Source organism: Thalassospira sp. A3_1, assembly GCF_017744215.1.
Lineage (GTDB): Bacteria > Pseudomonadota > Alphaproteobacteria > Rhodospirillales > Thalassospiraceae > Thalassospira > Thalassospira lucentensis_A.
In genome coordinates, this window is the sequence record NZ_JAGHQQ010000002.1 from 38,632 (window position 1) to 57,874 (window position 19,243).

Annotated in this window: 23 protein-coding genes; 13 read left to right on the plus strand and 10 right to left on the minus strand. The window is 55.9% G+C overall.

Annotated elements, in window-relative coordinates:
- Window positions 1–43: 43 nt before the first annotated feature.
- The 3 genes from J7395_RS07155 to J7395_RS07165 all read right to left on the minus strand — a co-directional run bounded on the left by J7395_RS07155 (window position 44) and on the right by J7395_RS07165 (window position 2,701).
- Window positions 44–226 (minus strand): PLD nuclease N-terminal domain-containing protein, encoded by a 183-nt coding sequence (locus tag J7395_RS07155; protein WP_062953175.1) that lies wholly within the window; start codon window positions 224–226, stop codon window positions 44–46.
- A 120-nt stretch (window positions 227–346) separates the two neighbouring features.
- Window positions 347–1,531 carry an NAD(P)/FAD-dependent oxidoreductase gene (locus J7395_RS07160; protein WP_062953236.1) on the minus strand — a complete coding sequence of 395 codons (1,185 nt, stop codon included), beginning with the start codon at window positions 1,529–1,531 and terminating at the stop codon, window positions 347–349.
- A 69-nt stretch (window positions 1,532–1,600) separates the two neighbouring features.
- The gene (locus J7395_RS07165; RefSeq protein ID WP_209221053.1) at window positions 1,601–2,701 is read right to left on the minus strand and encodes a GGDEF domain-containing protein; all 1,101 of its coding nucleotides are present in this window, start codon (window positions 2,699–2,701) and stop codon (window positions 1,601–1,603) included.
- A gap of 159 nt (window positions 2,702–2,860) precedes the next feature.
- On the opposite strand from J7395_RS07165, the gene J7395_RS07170 reads away from it, so the two are divergent.
- The 3 genes from J7395_RS07170 to J7395_RS07180 all read left to right on the plus strand — a co-directional run bounded on the left by J7395_RS07170 (window position 2,861) and on the right by J7395_RS07180 (window position 5,041).
- Window positions 2,861–3,811: a tetratricopeptide repeat protein gene (locus tag J7395_RS07170; RefSeq protein ID WP_209221054.1), complete on the plus strand. Its 951-nt coding sequence runs from the start codon at window positions 2,861–2,863 to the stop codon at window positions 3,809–3,811.
- Between the two features lie 161 nt (window positions 3,812–3,972).
- Window positions 3,973–4,560: a TetR/AcrR family transcriptional regulator gene (locus tag J7395_RS07175; RefSeq protein WP_209221055.1), complete on the plus strand. Its 588-nt coding sequence runs from the start codon at window positions 3,973–3,975 to the stop codon at window positions 4,558–4,560.
- Window positions 4,550–5,041 (plus strand): GNAT family N-acetyltransferase, encoded by a 492-nt coding sequence (locus J7395_RS07180; protein ID WP_209221056.1) that lies wholly within the window; start codon window positions 4,550–4,552, stop codon window positions 5,039–5,041. Before J7395_RS07175 ends, J7395_RS07180 begins: the two co-directional genes overlap by 11 nt.
- Before the next feature lie 61 nt (window positions 5,042–5,102).
- Here the strand turns inward: J7395_RS07180 and J7395_RS07185 are convergent, their stop codons facing one another.
- Window positions 5,103–5,777: a D-lyxose/D-mannose family sugar isomerase gene (locus J7395_RS07185; protein ID WP_097051376.1), complete on the minus strand. Its 675-nt coding sequence runs from the start codon at window positions 5,775–5,777 to the stop codon at window positions 5,103–5,105.
- Window positions 5,778–5,808: 31 nt separating this feature from the next.
- Here J7395_RS07185 and J7395_RS07190 point away from each other — a divergent pair, with 31 nt between their 5' ends.
- The 4 genes from J7395_RS07190 (at window position 5,809) to rlmJ (ending at window position 8,447) form a co-directional block, all read left to right on the plus strand.
- Entirely contained in the window at window positions 5,809–6,006 is a 198-nt protein-coding gene (locus tag J7395_RS07190) for a hypothetical protein (protein ID WP_085642359.1), read from the plus strand.
- Window positions 6,007–6,022: 16 nt separating this feature from the next.
- Window positions 6,023–6,757, plus strand: coding sequence for an SIMPL domain-containing protein (locus tag J7395_RS07195; protein ID WP_062953182.1), 735 nt, complete (start codon window positions 6,023–6,025; stop codon window positions 6,755–6,757).
- Between the two features lie 80 nt (window positions 6,758–6,837).
- On the plus strand, window positions 6,838–7,554 hold the full coding sequence (locus J7395_RS07200) for an rRNA large subunit pseudouridine synthase E (RefSeq protein ID WP_247742058.1): 717 nt from the start codon (window positions 6,838–6,840) through the stop codon (window positions 7,552–7,554).
- Between the two features lie 5 nt (window positions 7,555–7,559).
- Entirely contained in the window at window positions 7,560–8,447 is an 888-nt protein-coding gene (rlmJ, locus tag J7395_RS07205; RefSeq protein WP_209221058.1) for a 23S rRNA (adenine(2030)-N(6))-methyltransferase RlmJ, read from the plus strand.
- Window positions 8,448–8,536: 89 nt separating this feature from the next.
- On the opposite strand, the gene J7395_RS07210 is transcribed toward rlmJ, so the two are convergent.
- Both J7395_RS07210 and J7395_RS07215 read right to left on the minus strand, forming a co-directional pair.
- A complete protein-coding gene (locus J7395_RS07210; protein WP_062953184.1) occupies window positions 8,537–9,241 on the minus strand; it encodes a ChrR family anti-sigma-E factor in 705 nt (234 codons plus the stop codon).
- Window positions 9,238–9,828, minus strand: a complete 591-nt coding sequence (locus J7395_RS07215; RefSeq protein WP_231858353.1) for a sigma-70 family RNA polymerase sigma factor — start codon at window positions 9,826–9,828, stop codon at window positions 9,238–9,240. Before J7395_RS07215 ends, J7395_RS07210 begins: the two co-directional genes overlap by 4 nt.
- A 211-nt stretch (window positions 9,829–10,039) precedes the next feature.
- Here J7395_RS07215 and J7395_RS07220 point away from each other — a divergent pair, with 211 nt between their 5' ends.
- The 5 genes from J7395_RS07220 to J7395_RS07240 all read left to right on the plus strand — a co-directional run bounded on the left by J7395_RS07220 (window position 10,040) and on the right by J7395_RS07240 (window position 15,390).
- Window positions 10,040–11,383, plus strand: a complete 1,344-nt coding sequence (locus J7395_RS07220; RefSeq protein ID WP_209221059.1) for an FAD-dependent oxidoreductase — start codon at window positions 10,040–10,042, stop codon at window positions 11,381–11,383.
- Entirely contained in the window at window positions 11,380–12,201 is an 822-nt protein-coding gene (locus J7395_RS07225) for a DUF1365 family protein (RefSeq protein ID WP_209221060.1), read from the plus strand. The genes J7395_RS07220 and J7395_RS07225 overlap by 4 nt, the downstream gene beginning before the upstream one ends.
- Before the next feature lie 7 nt (window positions 12,202–12,208).
- Complete coding sequence (locus tag J7395_RS07230) at window positions 12,209–13,486, plus strand: cyclopropane-fatty-acyl-phospholipid synthase family protein (RefSeq protein ID WP_082824856.1); 1,278 nt, start codon at window positions 12,209–12,211, stop codon at window positions 13,484–13,486.
- Window positions 13,473–14,813, plus strand: a complete 1,341-nt coding sequence (locus J7395_RS07235) for an MFS transporter (protein ID WP_209221061.1) — start codon at window positions 13,473–13,475, stop codon at window positions 14,811–14,813. Before J7395_RS07230 ends, J7395_RS07235 begins: the two co-directional genes overlap by 14 nt.
- An 85-nt stretch (window positions 14,814–14,898) precedes the next feature.
- A complete protein-coding gene (locus J7395_RS07240; RefSeq protein ID WP_247742059.1) occupies window positions 14,899–15,390 on the plus strand; it encodes a DUF3833 domain-containing protein in 492 nt (163 codons plus the stop codon).
- On the opposite strand, the gene J7395_RS07245 is transcribed toward J7395_RS07240, so the two are convergent.
- The 3 genes from J7395_RS07245 to J7395_RS07255 are packed head-to-tail and all read right to left on the minus strand — an operon-like array spanning window position 15,353 to window position 17,341.
- Window positions 15,353–15,799, minus strand: coding sequence for a nuclear transport factor 2 family protein (locus tag J7395_RS07245; RefSeq protein WP_114111171.1), 447 nt, complete (start codon window positions 15,797–15,799; stop codon window positions 15,353–15,355). The two genes, J7395_RS07240 and J7395_RS07245, sit on opposite strands and share 38 nt — an antisense overlap.
- Window positions 15,792–16,568 (minus strand): SDR family NAD(P)-dependent oxidoreductase, encoded by a 777-nt coding sequence (locus tag J7395_RS07250; RefSeq protein ID WP_209221062.1) that lies wholly within the window; start codon window positions 16,566–16,568, stop codon window positions 15,792–15,794. The genes J7395_RS07245 and J7395_RS07250 overlap by 8 nt, the downstream gene beginning before the upstream one ends.
- Complete coding sequence (locus J7395_RS07255; RefSeq protein ID WP_209221063.1) at window positions 16,565–17,341, minus strand: DUF6134 family protein; 777 nt, start codon at window positions 17,339–17,341, stop codon at window positions 16,565–16,567. Before J7395_RS07255 ends, J7395_RS07250 begins: the two co-directional genes overlap by 4 nt.
- Before the next feature lie 189 nt (window positions 17,342–17,530).
- Between J7395_RS07255 and J7395_RS07260 the strand changes: the two genes are divergently transcribed.
- Window positions 17,531–18,340 carry an RluA family pseudouridine synthase gene (locus J7395_RS07260; RefSeq protein WP_209221064.1) on the plus strand — a complete coding sequence of 270 codons (810 nt, stop codon included), beginning with the start codon at window positions 17,531–17,533 and terminating at the stop codon, window positions 18,338–18,340.
- Here J7395_RS07260 and J7395_RS07265 read toward each other — a convergent pair.
- Complete coding sequence (locus J7395_RS07265; protein WP_062959366.1) at window positions 18,266–19,192, minus strand: AEC family transporter; 927 nt, start codon at window positions 19,190–19,192, stop codon at window positions 18,266–18,268. The genes J7395_RS07260 and J7395_RS07265 overlap by 75 nt on opposite strands.
- Window positions 19,193–19,243 lie beyond the last annotated feature (51 nt).

Genomic DNA, 19,243 nt, shown 5'->3' on the forward strand with positions numbered 1-19,243 from the left:
ACAAAATGTCGGCCCGTAAAAATTCAAATATCAGGATACGTTTTTAAACCCGGCCACTGCGTGGTCCGGCAAAGAACCATATAATCAGGCCAATAACCGGCAGGACGAGAATCAGGATCGTCCAGATGATTTTCGAACCGGTGCTGGCACCGCTGCCCATGACATTGATGATGGCCCAGATATCGGCAATCAGAATGATCAGTCCGAGAATTCCACCATATTCCATAACCCAACCTCATTTTTCTGTGTCAGCAGACAGGAAGGCTGTCGGCTGTTCTTGAAAATCAAACGATTGGCAAGGGAAGTTGTTCCCGCGGACTATTTTACGACCAAATGGGGAAATTACCTAGACGACTTGTCCAGCCGACCATCCCGATGACCAGGCCCACTGGAAATTGAAGCCGCCCAGATGGCCGGTAACGTCGACGACTTCGCCGATGAAATAAAGACCGGGGACATCGCGACATTCCATGGTTTTCGATGACAGTGCGTTGGTATCGACCCCGCCCAATGTGACCTCGGCCGTGCGGTATCCTTCTGATCCTTGCGGCATGACCGACCATTGATTGACATCGGTTGCAAGCAGACGAAGCGCCTTGTCACCGGTTTCGCCAATCGGGCGATCCAGCCCGTGGCGGGCGGTGATCATCTGGGCCAGACGGTTTGGCAGAATGCGCGACAGCACATTATGCACGGCCTGTTTCGGGCTTTCGGCCTTGGCCGATTTCAGAAGATCAAAGGCGTCTTCTTCGGGGTTCAGATTGACCGTGATGGCATCACCTTCGTCCCAATAGGATGAAATCTGCAGGATGGACGGGCCGCTTAGCCCACGGTGGGTAAACAGCAATCCTTCGCGGAACTGTTTCTTGTTGCACTGGACAATCGCGTCGACCGAAATGCCGGAAAGCTGACCCATATCGGCCCGCATATCCGGATCAAAGGTCAGGGGCACGAGGGCGGCACGGGTCGGAACGATGTCGATGCCAAACTGACGGGCAATCTGATAGCCAAAGCCGGTTGCCCCGATTTTGGGAATGGACAGACCACCACAGGCGACGACAAGCGACTGGCAGGTCCATTGCGCGCCAGTGCGTGTGGTGACATCGAACCCGGCATCATCGCGGCGGATGATGTTGCTGATTTCGGTGTTCAGGCGAAGCTCGACATTGGCGGCATCGCATTCATCGAGCAGCATGTCGATGATCTGGAACGAGGATTCATCGCAGAAAAGCTGACCCAGCGTCTTTTCGTGCCAGGCAATGTCATAACGATTGACCAGATCGATGAAGTCAAACTGGGTATAGCGTTTAAGCGCCGAGACACAGAAACGCTTGTTTTGCGAAATGAAGTTTTCCGGGCTGGCATGCAGATTGGTGAAGTTGCAACGACCGCCCCCAGAAATCCGGATTTTTTCGGCCGGTTTTGCCGAATGATCGACAATTACAACCGAACGGCCGCGTTTCCCGGCTTCGATTGCACACATAAGGCCGGCGGCACCGGCACCAATCACAAGGACATCAATCTTCTTCACGTCGCAGGCCAATCTATCGAAACAAACGACCTGCCTTATACGGGCAAATTGGCACCCTGTCAGTGCCCGTCAGGCGCAACGCTGCTTTTTGGGTTCGGGCGCGGCGATATCCAGTGTCCGGATTACCTTGTTCCCGTCGGTGATCTGGCGTTCGGTCGCGACCCGGTTACGGCCCTTGGCCTTGGCCAGATAAAGCGCCTGATCGGCCCGTTCGATGAAACGGGCAAGCGGTTCGCCAAATTCAAACGTGCTGACGCCGATTGACACCGTGACCTTGCCCAGTTCCTGATGGCGGGTGCGGCTGATGATGGTGCGGGTTTCGACATTGTGGCGGATATGTTCGGCCAACTGGCGCGCGCAGCCAAGCCCGGTCATCGGCAGGATGACGGCAAATTCCTCGCCACCATAGCGCGCGGCGGTGTCGCGGCCCTTGACGTTCTGCTGAAGGGTCTGGGCCATCAGTCGAATGACCTGATCACCGGCCTGATGGCCGTGGGTATCGTTGAATGTCTTGAAATAGTCGATATCGATCAGAAGCAGGCTAAGTGGTTTACCGGTTTCCATCGACTGCATGGCACAATCGCGCAATTGCAGATCAAACGCCTTGCGGTTGGCAATGCCGGTCAGACAATCTGTCATGGCCTCGCGCTTCATGTCTTCGAGGTCGCGGCGCAGTTTGGAAATTTCGGTCGATGTATTATCCAGCCGGGTTTCGAGAATGCGATTTACGCCTTCGATCTCGCGTGTGGCGCCCAGAAGCGTTTTCAGCGCCTGTTCCAGATTGGTGAAATCCTTGTCACCGATATATTCGCAGAAATGATCAAGGGCCTCGCCATAGGCGCGGGTATCAATCCCGGCATTGCGGACGGTTTCGAGAACCGACGTCAACTGATTGCGCAAATCATCGGTAATGCGGGAGACGATTTCACGTTCCCGTACGGTGTCAAAAAAACGGGTGAAAAGATCGCGGCATTGCAATTCATCGAATTCGCGATGATTGCTGCGCAGGATATTGATCGTCTGTTTAAGATCGGGCTCTTCACCGGACAGGTAATTGAAAAAGATCGTATAATTGTTCGGATGCGCGGCAACACCCAGTTCCGCCATCATGGCAAGGGCCGCGTTTGACAATTGCTGTGCCCGATCCGGGTCGGTGTCGTATTCAATCATCGATACCTGCGCGATTTTCCAAAAAATGTATGTTTTGGCAAGGGCAATATACCGTTACAGTCCAAGCATAACGTTGATTTGGATCATGGTCGTAGCCGGGTTACAAAGGCGCATGGACAAAACCGATCCATTAAAAAAGAAACAGGGAAGCAGCAGGAAATGACGTTAAGGTTTGAACGGATTGTCGCGGGTCTCCTCATGACGATGGCGGTGTTTGTGACGTCGCCGGTCCCGGCGCAGGAAGGCATGGGGGCGGCCCCCGCCACATCTGAAACCTCGTCTGGCGAGACTCTGCCGCCTGTTGATTTCCGTCCGCTTGAAGCGGGTGAGCGCACCAATATGCCGCCGCTGATGGAACGCTATGTGCTGGACGAGTTGAAGGCATTGCGGACCGAAATGCAGGGCATGCGTGCCGAATTGCTGCGCGAGGTCGTCAATCGCCAGCTTGAAGCCATCGACAAGGCGATTTCCTATTCTTCGAACACGGTGACCTATTTCTTCTATTTCGTGGCCGCGGTCGGTGCGCTTCTGACCATGCTGGGCTGGCAGTCTTTGCGCGAGCTTAAATCAAGTGTGCGCAACCTTGCCGATACGGAATTGCGCCGCCTGTCGGAGGAATTTGAAACACGTCTGAGCGCGCTTGAAGAAGAACTGCGTCAGAAAAGCATGGTGATCAACGATCATCAGGAAGAAATCGAACGCACCCAGACCATTCATGCCTTCTGGCTGCAGGCCAACAAGGTGACCAATCCGCGCTCCAAGATCGAGATTTACGACAAGATCCTTGAACTGTCGCCGGGTGACCCGGAAGTCATGGCCTATAAGGCTGATGCCGCCCTTCAGCTTGGTGATCGTGACTGGGCGCTTAGCCTGTGCAACCGGCTTCTGGCCGAGGCACCGGATAATGCCAATGGCTATTATCAGCGGGCATGTGCCAATGCCGGGCTGGGGTACAAGGAAGCCGCCCTTGCCGATCTGCAGCGTGCGGTGGCGTTATCCGATGCCATGCGCCAACCGGCCTGGACCGAGGTCGAGTTCGAGCCGCTTCGCGATCTGCCGGAATTCACCGAAATCCTTGGTAATCCGGAACAATCTTCACCCGCCGAGTAGGAAGCTTTCCATCATCCATCATCTCCCGGAGCTGTGCTCTGGGACTATCCCTTGGCGCTTTCCCCTGAGGCTGCCCCTCGGTGATGCCTGTCTGCGATTTTAAAATTGACGAGACGTCTCGTCTCGTTCAAGATTGGTGTTCATCAGCGGGAAGGGGCACCATGCGGCGTTCAGCGACAAAACATCGGGCGATCCTTGATGCAGCGGGCAGACTTGTTGTTGCGCAAGGTTACCATTCGACCAGCATCGATGCGGTTGCCGCCGAAGCGGGCAGTGGCAAACAGACCATCTATCGCTGGTGGCCATCCAAGGCTGATCTGTTTGTCGAGGTCTATGACGATCTGGTCGACCGCGATGTTTTGGCAAAAGCGTTCCATCGTCATGAAGCATCACTTGAAGCCGGTTTGACGGCACTTCTTGAACAGCTTTTCCGTTTTTACGAGACGACACCGGCTGGTCGGATTCTGTCAGGCCTGATTGGTGAAGCCGCACAGAATGAACCGATCCGGAATGCGCTTCGCACCGGACTTGTGATCGGCCGGGCACCAATCTTGGTCGATCTGGTGAGCGCATTCATAGCTGCCAATACCGGGCAGGGAACTGTTTCGGCGGTGGTTGTGAATGAGATGATTGTTGCACTGGTCTGGAAGCGGCTGATGATGCACGAAGTGCTGGACAGCGATGCCGCGCACGAGATCGCATGCCTTGCCGTTGTCGCCGGTCGGGATGGAGGGGGCCGTGAAAGGTGACATCGTTTTTGACGGTTATCGACCGGGTGTGATCGGCCAGATCATTGATCTGCACATGCAATATTATACGCCGCACTGGAATTTCGGGTTGCAGTTCGAAGCTGGCCTGGCCCGTGATATGGGCGCGTTTTTTCCCCGGTTTGATGCAAAACGTGATTTCTTTGTCGCGGCATATGACAGCACGGGCAATCTTGCCGGTGCCATCGCGCTTGACGGTATTGATCTTGCGACATCGGGTGCGCATTTGCAGTGGTTCATCACCTCGGACGCCATGCGTGGGAGGGGGCTGGGCCGTGAGCTTATGAAACGGGCCGACACTTTTCTGAGCGAAAACGGCTATGACAAGGTCTGGCTTACGACCTTTGCCGGACTGGATGCTGCCCGCAAGCTTTATGAGGATTTCGGCTTCAGGCTGACTGTGGAGGAGGCGTCTGATCCCTGGTCCGGTACGGTCGGCCTGCAACGGTTCGAACGCGGCTGATAAAAGAAAAACCCCCGGCAGTCGCACTGCCGGGGGTTTGCATATCCGTTGATTTGTGACCTTAACCGGCCAGTTCATTCCAAAGCGGATGAATCGGCGCGACATCGTTTTCGATTTCGCTGAACCGGGCGTCGCAATCAAAGAAGTAGTTGTCGGCAAGGTCATCATTGACCTGTGATACTTCGCCGACGATCACCGGGCCTTTGCCTTCTTCGCCATAGAAGCGATGCACAAGCGTGCGCGGCAGGGTGACGCTTTGACCGGGTTCCAGAACAACCTTGCCACCGGCCGGAAGGATATTGAGTTTGCCATCGGTGCGGACATGTACGTCATTGACCATGTCCATTTTGCCATCTTCGGTCAGGTTGGTCAGTTCGATCACCAGATTGCCGCCGCCGCGTACAATGATGTCTTCCATTTTGACCTTGTGGTAATGCCACGGGCATTCCTGATTTTCGCCGACAATCATGATTTTTTCGGCATAGGGGACTTCGCCCGGCTGGCGCAGGATGCCATTGCGCAGGCAAAACAGGATCAGGCCGCGACGGGCAAAATCGCCTTCGCCGTAATCGGTTACGTCCCAACCCATCTGATGGGCACGGCACCATTTCGCCAGATCAGGCTCGGCATCCCACTGCGCCGGGGAATAATGGCCCCAGAAGGGCAGCTTGAAGGAAATGGACTCGAACAGTTCCTTGGCATGCGTGATATGAGCATTGATATCGGAACGGCGCATGGACGACCTCGTAAAGCTTTTGCATGTTTGAATGGATTGGCCGCGCGAAGCGCAGGCGTTGCTGGCTTTTAGCATGTTCGGATACGGATTGCGACCCAATTTGAATGCATTCAAATGTCCGGTGTCTGATTTCGCAAACCTGCAAAATGACTGCCCTGATTTTGTCGATTTTGTTCCGTCTGATAAGGTCTTTGAAGCAAAATTTATGCGTCCAGCGGAACAACAATAATCAAGGAAACACGGGCATGTCTTCTTCTTCGGGATTTGCAAAATTCGTTGCCGCAATCGTGGTCAGTGCCGGTATTGCCGGTGCCGGCTGGCTGGTCGGCAAGGGGCTGTCGGACATGCGGTCGCTTGACCGGTTTGTGACCGTCAAGGGGCTGGCAGAACGCGATGTCGTGGCGGATCGCGCGGTGTGGCCGATTACCTATGTTGCGACCGATGATGTTTTGCAAAACGCGCAGGCCAAGATCGAAAGCGATACGACCGCACTTCTGGCGTTTCTTGAAACGCATGGCATCACCAAGGACATGACCGAACTGCAAAGCCTTCAGGTTACCGACCAGCTTGCGCAATCCTATCGTTCCGGCCCGATTGAAAGCCGTTATATCGTCAGTCAGACCATTCAGGTCCGGACCGACAATGTCGATGCCGTCGTGGGGGCAACACAGGATATCGGCAAGCTGCTTCAGGGCGGGATTGTTCTGGGCGGGCAGGGTTATAACCCCGGCCCGAGTTTCATGTTCACCAAGCTTAACGACATCAAACCGGAAATGATTGCGGCTGCAACCGCCAATGCCCGCGATGCGGCACAGCAGTTTGCAACCGATTCCGGTGGCCGTCTGGGCGGTATTCGCCGCGCAACGCAGGGATTGTTCCAAATCCTTCCGGCCGATGGTGCGCCAAACAGCACGGAAAGCCAGCAGATCAACAAAACCGTGCGCGTTGTTACCACCATGGAATATCTGATCGAGGATTGATCACGTTCGGCTAGACTGGTCGACTTGCCCGGTTGACTTGCCCAGTTGACTTGTTTGGCAAAAATGGTTCTATGCGGCGCATGGCGCAGCTGATCCTTTTTAACAAGCCGTATGGCGTTCTGACCCAGTTTACCGATCGTGAAAACGGTCGGGCGACGTTGGCTGATTATATCGATCTGCCCGGTGTCTATGCCGCCGGGCGGCTGGATCGCGATAGCGAAGGGTTGCTGCTGCTGACCGATAACGGGCCATTGAATGCCCAGATCGCCCATCCGAAATTCAAAAAACCGAAAACCTATTGGGTGCAGGTCGAGGGCGAGCCGACCGAGGAAGCCCTTGCGGCCCTTCGTAACGGGGTCGAGTTGAAAGACGGCATGACCCGCCCGGCGGGTGCGCGCCTGATGGGGGAGCCCGAAAATCTTTGGCCGCGTGATCCGCCCGTGCGGTTTCGCAAATCGGTGCCGACAAGCTGGATCGAACTTAGCATCACCGAAGGCCGCAACCGGCAGGTCCGCCGCATGACGGCGGCTGTCGGGTTTCCGACCCTGCGTCTGATCCGCTATGCTATCGGTGACTGGACGCTGGATGATCTTGCGCCCGGTGACTGGCAGGCCATCGAGGTCAGTGCACCGGAAGCGGCCCCGATACAGGTCAAGCCCCTGCCCGGGAAGATGCAGGCCAACCGGCGGCCCCGCACCGAGGGTGACGGCAAAAGCACATTCCGGCCCGCACGACCGCAAAAATCGCGCAACCATAAACAGTCACGCGGCGGCAAGCCGCGCGCACCCAAAGGATAAAGGCAATGCTCAGCTATCTGCACGGCTTTCACGCGGGCAACTTTGCCGATATTCACAAGCATGCCGCGATGCGGATGATCCTTGATTATCTGTGCAAAAAGGAAAAACCGTTTTGCGTGATTGATACCCATGCCGGTTCGGGCTGGTACGATCTTGGCAGTGCCCAGTCGGCGAAAACCGGTGAATGGAAAAACGGCATCGCCGCCGCCCAGCAAAAAGGAAATGCCCCCAAACAGATGCAGCCCTTCCTTGATCAGATCGCGGCATTTGATCCGATTGCCAAGGGGCGCGATTACGGCGTGTTTGAAGATGATGACCTTAAGGGGCCGTTTTATCCGGGATCGCCGTTTATCATGCGCGAATTGCTGCGCGATCATGATGAAATGATCCTGATGGAATTGCATCCACGCGAATATGACCTGCTGGAATACAGTGTTGAACGCGATCCGCGTATTCACCTGCACAAGCGCGATGGGTATGAGGGACTGGTTGGCATGATGCCACCGACTATTCGGCGCGGTCTGGTTCTGATGGATCCCAGTTACGACGTGAAACAGGATTATCAGAAGGCGGCGAGTTCGATCAAACGTGCCTGGGAACGGTGGGAAAACGGCATTTTCATGCTGTGGTATCCAATCCTTGAGGCCGGATTTGATGCTGAACTGCGTGAAAACTTTGCCCGGATCAAAGCCAAGGGTGGCGTGCTTTGTGCGGAGCTTTCGACCAATCAGGGCGGGGCAAAGGGACGCATGCGCGGCACGGGACTTATGATCATCAACCCGCCTTATGGCTTTGATCAGCAGTTTGATGAAATCGGCCAGTGGCTTTGCGATGCGGTCAAATTGCCCGGTCCGGCAACGCACCGGACCCATTGGCTGGTGCCGTCGCAATAGGTCCGCGGGCGAGACGGCGCAGGATTCAAATTAAAAGGCCGCGGACATCGGTGTGTCCGCGGTCTTTCTGCGTTGGGACGCAGTTTGACTTATATGCCGATGAAGGGCTGCAACAGTTTGGGCAGCAGACGGTTGAACTTCATCGGGGCATCCGTGGCAATCAGACAGATGCATTCCTCGGCGGTGTCGGCAATCGGCTGATGATCGACATCGTTGCCAAGATCGGCGACGTCACCGGCACGGAACCGGCCGATTTCATCGATATAGGACCCTTTAAGCAACAGGGTCATTTCATGACCGTGATGCCCGTGATCAGGGATCGAGACGCCCGGTGCGATTTTCATCAAACGCACGGTGCCTTTGCTTTCGATAGATTTAAGCTGGTAATGCTTCACACCCGGTGCCAGCGACTTCCACGGAATGTCTTCGAGGGAAAGAACATTATCAGGCAAAAGATCGGCCAACGGGCGCGGGACGGACGGAATGGCTGATCCGGTGATGCTTTCCCCGACGGCGACGCGCCGGGTGGACGGCATTTCGCGGAAGACGACATTTTCGTTGGCGGTTTCACGTTCGATCATGGCCATGACATGGTCAAGCGCATGGGCATCCATCGACATGACATTTGCCGTTTCAAGCGCCGCACCACCAAGGGTCTCGAATTCCGCGACCTTTTCACGGCATTTCGGGCACAGTGTCATATGCGTTGCCACGAGCAGTTCCATCGCCTGCGACAGCTTGCCACTGGCGTAATCCATCAATGTCTGGTCTGTCGGGTGGTGTTTGATATTCATGCTACACCCTCCAATCCACCACGAAGTTTGGTTAAGGCCAATCGCAACCGCGATTTGACGGTGCCCAGCGGAATATCAAGCTGTTCGGCAATTTCGCTGTGCGAGAGATCTTCAAAAAACGACAATTCAACAACCACTTTCTGATCGGCGGGCAATTCTTCCATCGCGGATTTGACGAGAACGGCATGTTCATCCCGGTCTACGATTTCGTCGGCAAGCGGGCTATCATCAATAATCAGCGTCGGATCGGAATCATCCACCTCGATATGTTTGCGTTGCCGGAAACGATCAATGCGAAGGTTTCGGGCGATTGTAAAAATCCATGTACTGGCGGCGGCCTTTTGCGGATCAAACAGATGCGCCTTGCGCCAGACCTGCATCATGGCTTCCTGTGCGAGTTCTTCGGCATTTTCGGAATTGCCGCCAAACCGGAACATGTAGGCTTTGACGCGGGGGGCAAAATGGGCAAACAGCTGTGCAAATGCCTCACGGTCCTGCGTCGCCGCAACCGCAACAATCCAGCTGGCACATCGCTTGGCCTCGGCGGGGTCAGCCGGTCCGGGCCTTGTTCTTGTCGTGCCGCTCATTTTCGTTTCTGGTCCCCTTCGGGGCCGCGTCATGATGGTGTTCATGGATCATCATACGTCGGCCGGAAAATTTTGGATCAAACGAATTTGTACGTTTTCTGCCAATTACTTACAATTATCAGCATTCGTTGTTATGCAGTGATCCGCAACTTGCTGTCATGCGTAATCATATGTAGTTCAAACAATAACACTGCAAGCAGGCGCGGCACATATGACGCTTCGATCATCGGGGAAACTCAATATAGCTGTTGTTGGTTCGGGTATTTCCGGCCTGTCGGCGGCCTGGTTGCTCAGCCAGTCCCACACTGTCACGCTTTATGAAAAGGATGACCGTCCCGGCGGGCATTCCAATACCGTGGATGCAGGGCAAACACCGGTTGATACCGGTTTCATTGTCTATAACACCCGTTGTTATCCCAATCTTTGCGCGCTTTTTGATCATCTTGGTGTGCAAACGGCTGCGACCGATATGTCCTTTGCCGCGTCGATGGACAGGGGCGGACTGGAATATGGCGGATCTGATCTGGCATCGTTGATCGCGCAGAAACGCAATATTTTCCGTCCGCGCTTCTGGCGGATGGTACGTGATATTCTGCGATTTTATCGTGAAGCGCCGCTTGCGCTTGAAACCGGGCAGGCGGAAACGCAGAGCCTTGGTGATTATCTGACGGCCAATCGTTATTCGAAATCCTTTATCAATGATCATCTGTTGCCGATGGGGGCCGCGATCTGGTCCACCCCTGTCGATACGATGATGGATTATCCGTTGGCGGCGTTTGTCCGGTTCTGTCAGAACCACGGGCTTTTGCAGATCAAGGACCGGCCGCAATGGCGCACGGTTGTTGGTGGATCGCGCCAGTATGTCGGCAGGATGATCAGGGATATTTCCGGTGGTGTTATCCTTGATAGCGCCATTGCCCGGGTCGGACCGAATGGCAAGGGGGGCGTATTCATCGAAAACCGTTACGGTGAGCGGACGGACTACGACCATGTTGTTCTGGCGTGTCATGGTGATCAGGCCCTTTCGCTTCAGGCCAATCCGGCGCCCGCGGTGCGCGATCTTTTGTCGGCGTTTCAGTATGAACGCAACCTGGCGATCCTGCATGATGATGACAGCCTGATGCCCCGGACGCGCAAGGTCTGGTCAAGCTGGAACTACCTTGCCGAGGAGCATGACGGGGAACAGAAAGTCTGTGTGACTTACTGGATGAACCGGTTGCAGCATTTGGACGAAGGGCAACCGCTTTTTGTGACCCTGAACCCGGCACGCCCGCCGCGCGAGGGCAGTGTTATTCGATCCTTCCTGTATGACCACCCGGTTTTTGATGCGGCGGCAATGGATGCCCAGAAACGGCTTTGGTCGATCCAGGGGCAGGATAACATCTGGTATTGCGGCAGTTATTTTGGATATGGCTTCCACGAAGACGGTATTCAGTCGGGCCTTGCGGTGGCAGAAGCACTGGGCAATGTCCGGCGGCCATGGAACGTTGAAAATGAAAGCGGTCGTATTCATCTGGGGCCTATCAATATCGCGCAAAAAGAAGCTGCCGAATGACAGGTACATGGACATCCGCCCTGTTTGAAGGATCGGTGATGCATCATCGCCTTCGCCCGCGCGATCACAAATTGCGCTATCGGGTGTTTTCCTTTTTGTTCGATCTTGATGAAATCGATGGCTTGGCCGGGTCGCTGAAACTGTTCAGCCGCAACCGGTTCAACCTGTTTTCATTTCATGACCGCGATCATGCGGACCGCGATCATGGGGATATCCGCACACGCATCGAAGATATCCTGAATAAGCACGATCTGGGCGATTGTGCGCACAGGATCGAATTGCTGTGTTATCCGCGGATTCTGGGCTTCGTTTTCAATCCGCTGTCGGTTTATTTCTGCCATCGTGCCGATGGGTCGGTGGGGGCGGTCCTGTATGAGGTGTCCAATACATTCGGGGATCGGCACAGTTATCTGATCCCGGTCCGCCCGGATGCCATTGATGAAAAAGGCGTGTTGCGCCAGAGCTGCGCGAAGGGATTTTACGTTTCGCCCTTCATCGATATGCAGGCCGACTATCATTTCCGCATTTGCATGCCAGACGAAAAGGTCGCGGTGGCCATCCGTGAAACCGACAGGGACGGTGCATTTCTGAATGCGGCCTTTGTCGGTGATCGAACCGCGCTTTCTGATCGTAATCTGTTTATGGCCTTTGTTCGCTATCCGCTGATGACGATTAAGGTGGTGGCGGGCATTCATTACGAGGCGCTGCATCTGTGGCGCAAAGGCATGAAGTTCCATAAACGTCCAAAGCCGCCAGCACATGATGTGACTTACGTGTTCGCAGCCAATAGCCAGACGGCCGAAGCCGCAAAAAGGTAATCAGGAAATGCCGGAACGCAATCGATCCTCTTCGACCATTGTTCGCCCGTTTCGTGACCGGTTCCTGCCCGTTATTGGTGGCATGACCGGAAGTCGCAATGTGCTGAAAATCATGCTGAAACGCATTCTGGCGCATTTGCATTATGGCCGGCTGACGATTGTTTTGCCCGATGGGGATACGTTGCAGTTTACCGGCGAGGAACAGACCGAAATCCGGGCCGTTTTGCATATCCATGACTGGAAGGCGATCCGCAGGCTTGCCACGGGTGGCGATGTTGCCTTTGCCGAGGCCTATATGGATGGGGCCTGGAGCAGCCCGGACCTGACCAAGGTGATGCGGGTGGCGATGCTGAACGAAAATATCGTTCGTGCCCGGCTGGCGGGTGGCATGATTTCGCGCGTGATTGCCCGGATCGGGCATCTTCGGAATGCCAATACGGTCGAAGGATCAAAACGCAATATTGCCTATCACTATGACCTTGGGAACCGGTTCTATCAGGAATGGCTTGATCCGGGGATGACCTATTCATCGGGTCTTTATCGTCGCAAGGACATGACACTTGAAGCCGCACAGGATGCCAAGTACCGCCGGATTTGCGACCTTGCATCGCTGCAGCCGGGTGAACGGGTTCTGGAAGTCGGGTGTGGCTGGGGCGGTTTTGCCGAAATGGCGGCAGGCCAGCATCGTTGCCATGTTACGGGGTTGACGCTTTCGCGCGAACAGCATGCCTTTGCACGCAATCGCCTACTGACACTTGGCCTTTCGGATCGCACCCAGATCGAGCTTCGCGATTATCGCCATCAGGACGGGCAGTTCGACAAGATCGTTTCGATTGAAATGTTCGAGGCGGTTGGCGAGGAACACTGGCCGATCTATTTCGATATGATCCGCAAGCGGCTGAAACCCGGCGGCAAGGCGGTTTTGCAAATCATCACCATCGATCATGACCGGTTCGAGGATTATCGCAAGGGTGCCGATTTTATCCAGCGCTATATCTTTCCGGGTGGTTTGCTGCCCTCGCCGGAGGCGCTTGGCAAGGCCATCGACAAGGCCGGTCTTTCGCTGCGGCATTCCGAATTTTTCGGCAAATCCTATGCCCGCACACTGGCCGAATGGCAGCGCCGTTTCCAGCATGGCTGGGACAGCATTGCCGAGCAGGGGTTTGATATCCGTTTCAAACGGATGTGGGAATATTACCTGTCCTATTGCGAAACCGGGTTTGACGAAGGGTCGATCAATGTCGGGTTCTTTGTGATCGAACATCCCGAAAATGCCGCAACCTGATCGCGCCCGCAAAACCGCCATTTACTATGCACTGCCAACGATGGCAGCTGCGGTGCCGACGATTCCCGCCTATGTCCTGTTGCCCAGTTATTATGGCGATGACCTTGGCCTTGGGCTTGCCCTTACGGGGGCGATCCTTCTGGCGGTGCGGATTATCGATATGCTGACCGATCCGTTGGCCGGATGGCTTTCGGATTATACGGGACGGCGCAAAATCTGGGTCGGGTTCGGGGCGGTGATTGCCGGGATCGGGATCTGGCTGCTTTTTGTGCCGCCCGATCAGCCGGGTGGCTGGCATCTTTTCATGTCGGCAAGCATCCTTTTCCTTGGCTGGACGCTGTTTCAGGTGCCCTATCTGGCGTGGGGAGCGGACCTTTCGGGGGATTACCGGGAACGGACATTGATCACGTCCTTGCGCGAGGGGGCGGGGCTGATTGGTATTGTCATTGCCGGGGCGATCCCGGTTGTGATGATGAATGCATCCCGGGCCGATGAAATCCGGTCCCTTGCGGTCATGACCATCATTGCCGGGGCGGTTTTCATTACCCTGCTGATCATCAAGGTCCCCGATAGTGCGACCCGTAACGGGCGGCGCGACATCGCCAACCAAACAGGGATTTCCCTTCGTACCCGGTTTGGCCAGTCACTGCGCAGCCTGCGTCAGAACCGGTTGTTCGTGCGGTTGCTTGCGGCATGGATGATCAATGGCCTTGCCGGTGGATTGCCCGCCGTCTGCTTCCCGCTTTTTGTGCGCTATTACCTGAAGCTTGATACCGATGCCGAAAACGCGCTGATCCTTTTGTATTTTGTTGCCGCGATTGCCGCCATTCCGCTTTGGGTGTTGCTGGCCGGGCGAACCAGCAAGCACCGCGTCTGGTGCATGGCGATGATCATGGCGGTGTCAGCATTCGCGTTCGTGCCGTTTCTGTCGACTGGCGACTGGATCGGGTTTGCGGTGATCTGTGTGGTTACCGGCGCGGCATTGGGGGCGGATCTGGCGATACCACCGGCGATTCAGGCCGATGTCGATGACTGGGACCGGTACCGGTTTCATGCCAGCCGGACCGGTGTTCTGTTTGCGCTTTGGAACATGACCAACAAGCTTGCGATGGCGTTGGCGGCGGGAATTGCCCTGCCGATTTTGGGGGCTTTTGGCCTTACCGATGGGGGCACTGAAAATTCCGCGGCTTTGATCGCACTTGTCATGATCTATGCGGTGCTGCCCATCGTATTGAAAGCAGGAGCAATCGGGATGATGTGGCGTTTTCCGCTGGATCGCGTGCATCAGGTTGCCATTCGTCGGCGTCTGGCTCGCCGCACCTTCTGATCCTTGTATCCTTTGCGGGAGAAAGCTGATGCTGCGATCTTTTACGGCGCTTGTGATGGTTTTGATACTTACCGGGTGTGGGTCAATGAAACCGCAGGATTTTGCGCAAAAAGAGCCCCGCTTCGATGTGTTTGAATACTTCGAAGGCAATAGTCGGGCCTGGGGAATTTTCGAGGACCGGTTCGGAAAACTGCGCCGTCAGTTCACGGTCGATATCACCGGGACCATCAATGATGGCGTTTTGACGCTGGAAGAAGATTTTCTGTATGACGATGGTGAACAGGACCGCCGTGTGTGGACAATCCGAAAAACTGGCGAGCACAGCCTGAGCGGGGAGGCCGATGATATCATCGGCACGGCCGCGGGCGTGCAGTATGGCAATGCACTGAACTGGAGCTATGAAATGGACCTGAAGGTCGGTGATGGTAGCTGGCGGGTCAGTTTCGATGACTGGATGTTTTTGCAGGGCGACGGGGTTCTTGTGAACCGGGCACGTGTGCGCAAATGGGGGTTCGAGATCGGTGAGGTCACCCTGTTCTTTACGAAACAGCCATCCGTGCTGCGAGCCGCCGAATAAACCAGCCCAACACCGGAATGCGCGCATAAAAGGCCATCCCGGAATCCCAGTGATCGACGTGGGATGAAATGCGCGTGCCGTCATCGGAAAATGTCACGGCCGACATGCCGGTGACATCCCAGTTCCCCAGGACCGAAATGCCGGCTGTAAAGCGCCAGCGCAGAAAACCGAGATCGTTATCAACCGCGTGATGGGTGACGATGAATTGCGGATTTTCGGTATCGCGAAACATCTTGTCGAGATAGGCACAGACCCGATCCGGGCCGTTGATGGTGTTGAACGGATCGGTAAAGCTGTAATCCGGTGTGACGTGATGATGCAGGTTATCAACCGTTTCCGGGCCCAGATTGGCAAAATAATCGCCATAGGCTTTCAGCGTTTCAAGTTTGGCTGATTGCACATCATCCATCGGATTTTCCCATCACTTTGCGGATCAGTTTGAAATAAAGCCCATAGGGCAGAATGCGGGCAAGTTTTAGCTGCCGCACAAAGGGCGGCGGAAAGGCGATTTCAAATCCGTTGCCACGCTTCAGGCCGCGATAAACAAAGCCCGCGGCCTGTTCCGGTGTTTGCAGATAGGGCATGTCGAAATCGTTTTTGTCGGTCAGACGCGTTTTCACAAAGCCCGGATTGATCACCCGAAGGCAGACACCGGTTTCCCCCAGTTCGCCGCGCAGGGTTTCGCACAGATTGATCAGGGCGGCCTTGGTCGGGCCATAGGCCCCGGCCTTTGGCAGGCCCCGATATCCGGCGACCGAGGCGACAACCGCGATTTCGCCCGAGCCGCGTTTGCGCATTTTCGGGATCAGGATTTCAAGGCAGTTGACCGTGCCAAAATAGTTGACGTCGAAATGGTCGCGGATGGTTTTGGCGGAAAATTCATCAACCGGCATCGGCGAATAGATCCCGGCGGCCAGAACGACCAGATCAGGCAGACCAAACCGGTCTTCGATCAGGGCAATCGCATCGCGAACCGCGTCGGGTTTGGTCACATCAAGCGGTACGGCATGGATGTTTTTAGACGATGCCGCCAGATCGGAAAGGGCATCGGCGGAACGGGCCGATGCGATAATCGTCGTGCCTGCATCGGTATCGGATTTGGCGAATTTTTCGACAAGTGCCGCCCCGATCCCGGCCGATGCGCCGACGATCCAGATGGTTCTGAAATGTTTGGTCATCCGCGATGGTCCTTTTGGGCATTGTCGGTCTGGCAGCTTGTGCAGCGATAGGTGATTTCCGAGCCATCCCGCGCCTTGAAGCGCAATCCGACCCAGCGACCATCGGCATCGTACCATGCATTGGTTTGAAGCTCGCCGTCATAGGTGAAGTGGGTCGCGTTGATCATGCCGTTGCCGACAGCCAGACGTTCGCCCCCCGCCTGGGATATGGTGACCGCGTTGGGATTGCCGGTCAGCGTATTAAGGACCTGGGTGGTTTGCAAAACACCGCAATGCCAGTGATCGGTGGGGAAAATTCCGGGCGGCAGGGACTTCTGACCATCGGGGCCATCAACGACAAGCTGATCGTTTTCGCGCCGTGCCGAAATGCTGGTCTGATCACCGTCATCATCGACCTTGACCGATAGCGTCGATAATTGACCATCCTGCCAGATGCTTTCGGAGCGGTAGCGGAAGCTATAGGCGTTAAAGCCCAGAAACGAGATATCGATATTGCTTTGGGCGACGACCTGCAGGCCGTCCTGGCCGCGATTGAAGCGCACGATATGCTGCCCGACCGGGGCATCATTGCGGCGGATCTGAAACACCAGTTCATTGCCGTATCGCGCAATCGGATCGAAGTTTCGGCAGGCGCTGCTGCGGTCAAGGCCATCGGATTGAGCGGGGGTAAGGGCCGATAATTCGCCGTTCTCCGCGAAGGCCGAACCGGCATTCTGGGCCGTCAGAATGGCAAGGGTGGCAAGCAGATATTTAAAAGGTTTCGGGCGTGGCATGTGATGGCGTACCCTGCTTTTGGCCCCGGCGAACAAAGCGCGTCAAAGCCAGATTGCGAAGAATGAATTCTGTGTTTCCTTACGCAGATGATTGCCGTCTGGATCAGGTTTGGGGGTGGGGCCGGTTGCTGCGCGATTGCAGCATGTGTGGCTTTGCGGTAAAGCAGGGCCAACAATGAAAGGCCGACCATGCCCCATCCGATAGCCGAAGACCTGATCGCAAGCGTTCTGCATCGCGATTCAAATGTCATCATTCTGAACAAGCCGCCGGGATTGGCGTCGCATGGCGGACCGAAAACCTATTTTCATGTCGATGCCTATCTGCCCGACCTTAAATTCGGTATTCAGCCCGAACCGACCTTGGCCCACAGACTGGACCGCGATACGGCGGGGTGCCTGTTGCTGTGCCGGCATCCGAAATCATCGAAAAAGATCACCCGCCTGTTTACCGAAAAGCTGATCGGGAAAACCTATTGGGCGGTGGTGCGTGGTGCGGTTGCCGATGATCACGGCTTTATCGATGCACCGATTGGCAAGACCAATGATGAAAGCGGCTGGCGGATGCTGGTCCATGAAGACGGGCAGCCATCAAAGACCGAATATCAGGTGCTGGGGCGCGGCAAGAACGAAGCGGGCGATGATATCACCTGGCTTGCGTTAACGCCCCATACGGGCCGCACGCACCAGCTTCGCGTGCATCTGGATCATATCGGTCATCCGGTGCTGGGCGATCCGTTTTATGGTCGGGGGGATGAACCACCCCTGTTCGGGCAGCCGCCGACCCTGATGCTGCTGTCACGCCAGATCATCGTGCCGTTCCATGCCGACCGGGATCCGGTGGTAGTCGATGCACCGCCGCCAGAACTGATGCGGCCGGGGCTTTCGGCATGCGGGTATGCGGGCGACTATGCCCCGCATGCGGCGTCAGTTGATGCTCAGTATGGCGGCGATGGCAGCGATGCTGAAGGCGGACAGGAGAGTTTCGAGGGTGATGATTGAGGCCATGGCCTCCGGATCGCCATTAAGCTGCCGGGCGAGGATATAGGCGTTCCCCGCGCAGGGCATCCCGGCATAAAGCACCCCCATGGCGAGCACCATGCCCTCCACCCCGGCCAGATGCAGCGCAATGCCGGTGATGACCGGCAGGATCGCAAGCTTGATCGTGGTTGAAAGCGCGATGGCACCCAATGCCTGTTTGCTCAGGATAAAGCGCAGTCCGGCCCCGACCGACAGCAGGCTGAGCGGCAGGGCCGCGGTTTTGAAAAGGGCGGCGGTATTTTCAATCGGCAGCGGCACGTGAATGTTGCTGATATTAAGCACCGCACCGGCCCCGGCGGCGATGATGATCGGGTTTTGCGCAAGCCCGATCATGATGCGTTTAAAGCTGCCCTTGCCACCCGCAAAGGCATTCAGGACCACGACGCCCAGCATGTTGGTCGCAATCACCATCACCGCGACAAAGACAATCGCCAGTGCCAGGCCTTCGCTGCCATAAAGCGCATCGGCAACGGCAAGCAGCACATAGCTGTTATAACGAACCGATCCCTGAAAGATCGAGGTAAAGAGCGGTGTGTTGCTGGTGATCAGCGGCCGCAACAGTAGGAGTGCCGCCGCAAGGAAAAGGGTCGCGCCCAAGGTGACCATGACGGCAGTGCCCGCATGCCCGGAACTGAAATCGGCACGGTAAATTTCCACCATCAGAAGCGATGGCAGCAGCAGATAATAGGTCAGCCGATCAATCCCGGCCCAGATGTCAGAACCGGTGATCAGATAACGTTTGAGTGCCGCACCGACCAGAATGGCAGCGAAGATCGGAAAGATGGCGGCGATCAGGTCATAGGCGAGTTGCATGGGGCGGTCGCATCAGTTTGATGTGGGGTGGGCCCAGAGCGGGCCGGGGGA

Bases quoted from the DNA above. Each gene is read 5' to 3' on its own strand.
- J7395_RS07155 (WP_062953175.1), bottom strand. From the start codon at position 226: ATGGAATATGGTGGAATTCTCGGACTGATCATTCTGATTGCCGATATC.
- J7395_RS07165 (WP_209221053.1), bottom strand. From the start codon at position 2,701: ATGATTGAATACGACACCGACCCGGATCGGGCACAGCAATTGTCAAAC.
- J7395_RS07170 (WP_209221054.1), top strand. From the start codon at position 2,861: ATGACGTTAAGGTTTGAACGGATTGTCGCGGGTCTCCTCATGACGATG.
- J7395_RS07175 (WP_209221055.1), top strand. From the start codon at position 3,973: ATGCGGCGTTCAGCGACAAAACATCGGGCGATCCTTGATGCAGCGGGC.
- J7395_RS07185 (WP_097051376.1), bottom strand. From the start codon at position 5,777: ATGCGCCGTTCCGATATCAATGCTCATATCACGCATGCCAAGGAACTG.
- J7395_RS07190 (WP_085642359.1), top strand. From the start codon at position 5,809: ATGGATTGGCCGCGCGAAGCGCAGGCGTTGCTGGCTTTTAGCATGTTC.
- J7395_RS07195 (WP_062953182.1), top strand. From the start codon at position 6,023: ATGTCTTCTTCTTCGGGATTTGCAAAATTCGTTGCCGCAATCGTGGTC.
- J7395_RS07200 (WP_247742058.1), top strand. From the start codon at position 6,838: ATGGCGCAGCTGATCCTTTTTAACAAGCCGTATGGCGTTCTGACCCAG.
- rlmJ (WP_209221058.1), top strand. From the start codon at position 7,560: ATGCTCAGCTATCTGCACGGCTTTCACGCGGGCAACTTTGCCGATATT.
- J7395_RS07210 (WP_062953184.1), bottom strand. From the start codon at position 9,241: ATGAATATCAAACACCACCCGACAGACCAGACATTGATGGATTACGCC.
- J7395_RS07215 (WP_231858353.1), bottom strand. From the start codon at position 9,828: ATGAGCGGCACGACAAGAACAAGGCCCGGACCGGCTGACCCCGCCGAG.
- J7395_RS07220 (WP_209221059.1), top strand. From the start codon at position 10,040: ATGACGCTTCGATCATCGGGGAAACTCAATATAGCTGTTGTTGGTTCG.
- J7395_RS07225 (WP_209221060.1), top strand. From the start codon at position 11,380: ATGACAGGTACATGGACATCCGCCCTGTTTGAAGGATCGGTGATGCAT.
- J7395_RS07230 (WP_082824856.1), top strand. From the start codon at position 12,209: ATGCCGGAACGCAATCGATCCTCTTCGACCATTGTTCGCCCGTTTCGT.
- J7395_RS07235 (WP_209221061.1), top strand. From the start codon at position 13,473: ATGCCGCAACCTGATCGCGCCCGCAAAACCGCCATTTACTATGCACTG.
- J7395_RS07240 (WP_247742059.1), top strand. From the start codon at position 14,899: ATGAAACCGCAGGATTTTGCGCAAAAAGAGCCCCGCTTCGATGTGTTT.
- J7395_RS07245 (WP_114111171.1), bottom strand. From the start codon at position 15,799: ATGGATGATGTGCAATCAGCCAAACTTGAAACGCTGAAAGCCTATGGC.
- J7395_RS07250 (WP_209221062.1), bottom strand. From the start codon at position 16,568: ATGACCAAACATTTCAGAACCATCTGGATCGTCGGCGCATCGGCCGGG.
- J7395_RS07255 (WP_209221063.1), bottom strand. From the start codon at position 17,341: ATGCCACGCCCGAAACCTTTTAAATATCTGCTTGCCACCCTTGCCATT.
- J7395_RS07260 (WP_209221064.1), top strand. From the start codon at position 17,531: ATGCCCCATCCGATAGCCGAAGACCTGATCGCAAGCGTTCTGCATCGC.
- J7395_RS07265 (WP_062959366.1), bottom strand. From the start codon at position 19,192: ATGCAACTCGCCTATGACCTGATCGCCGCCATCTTTCCGATCTTCGCT.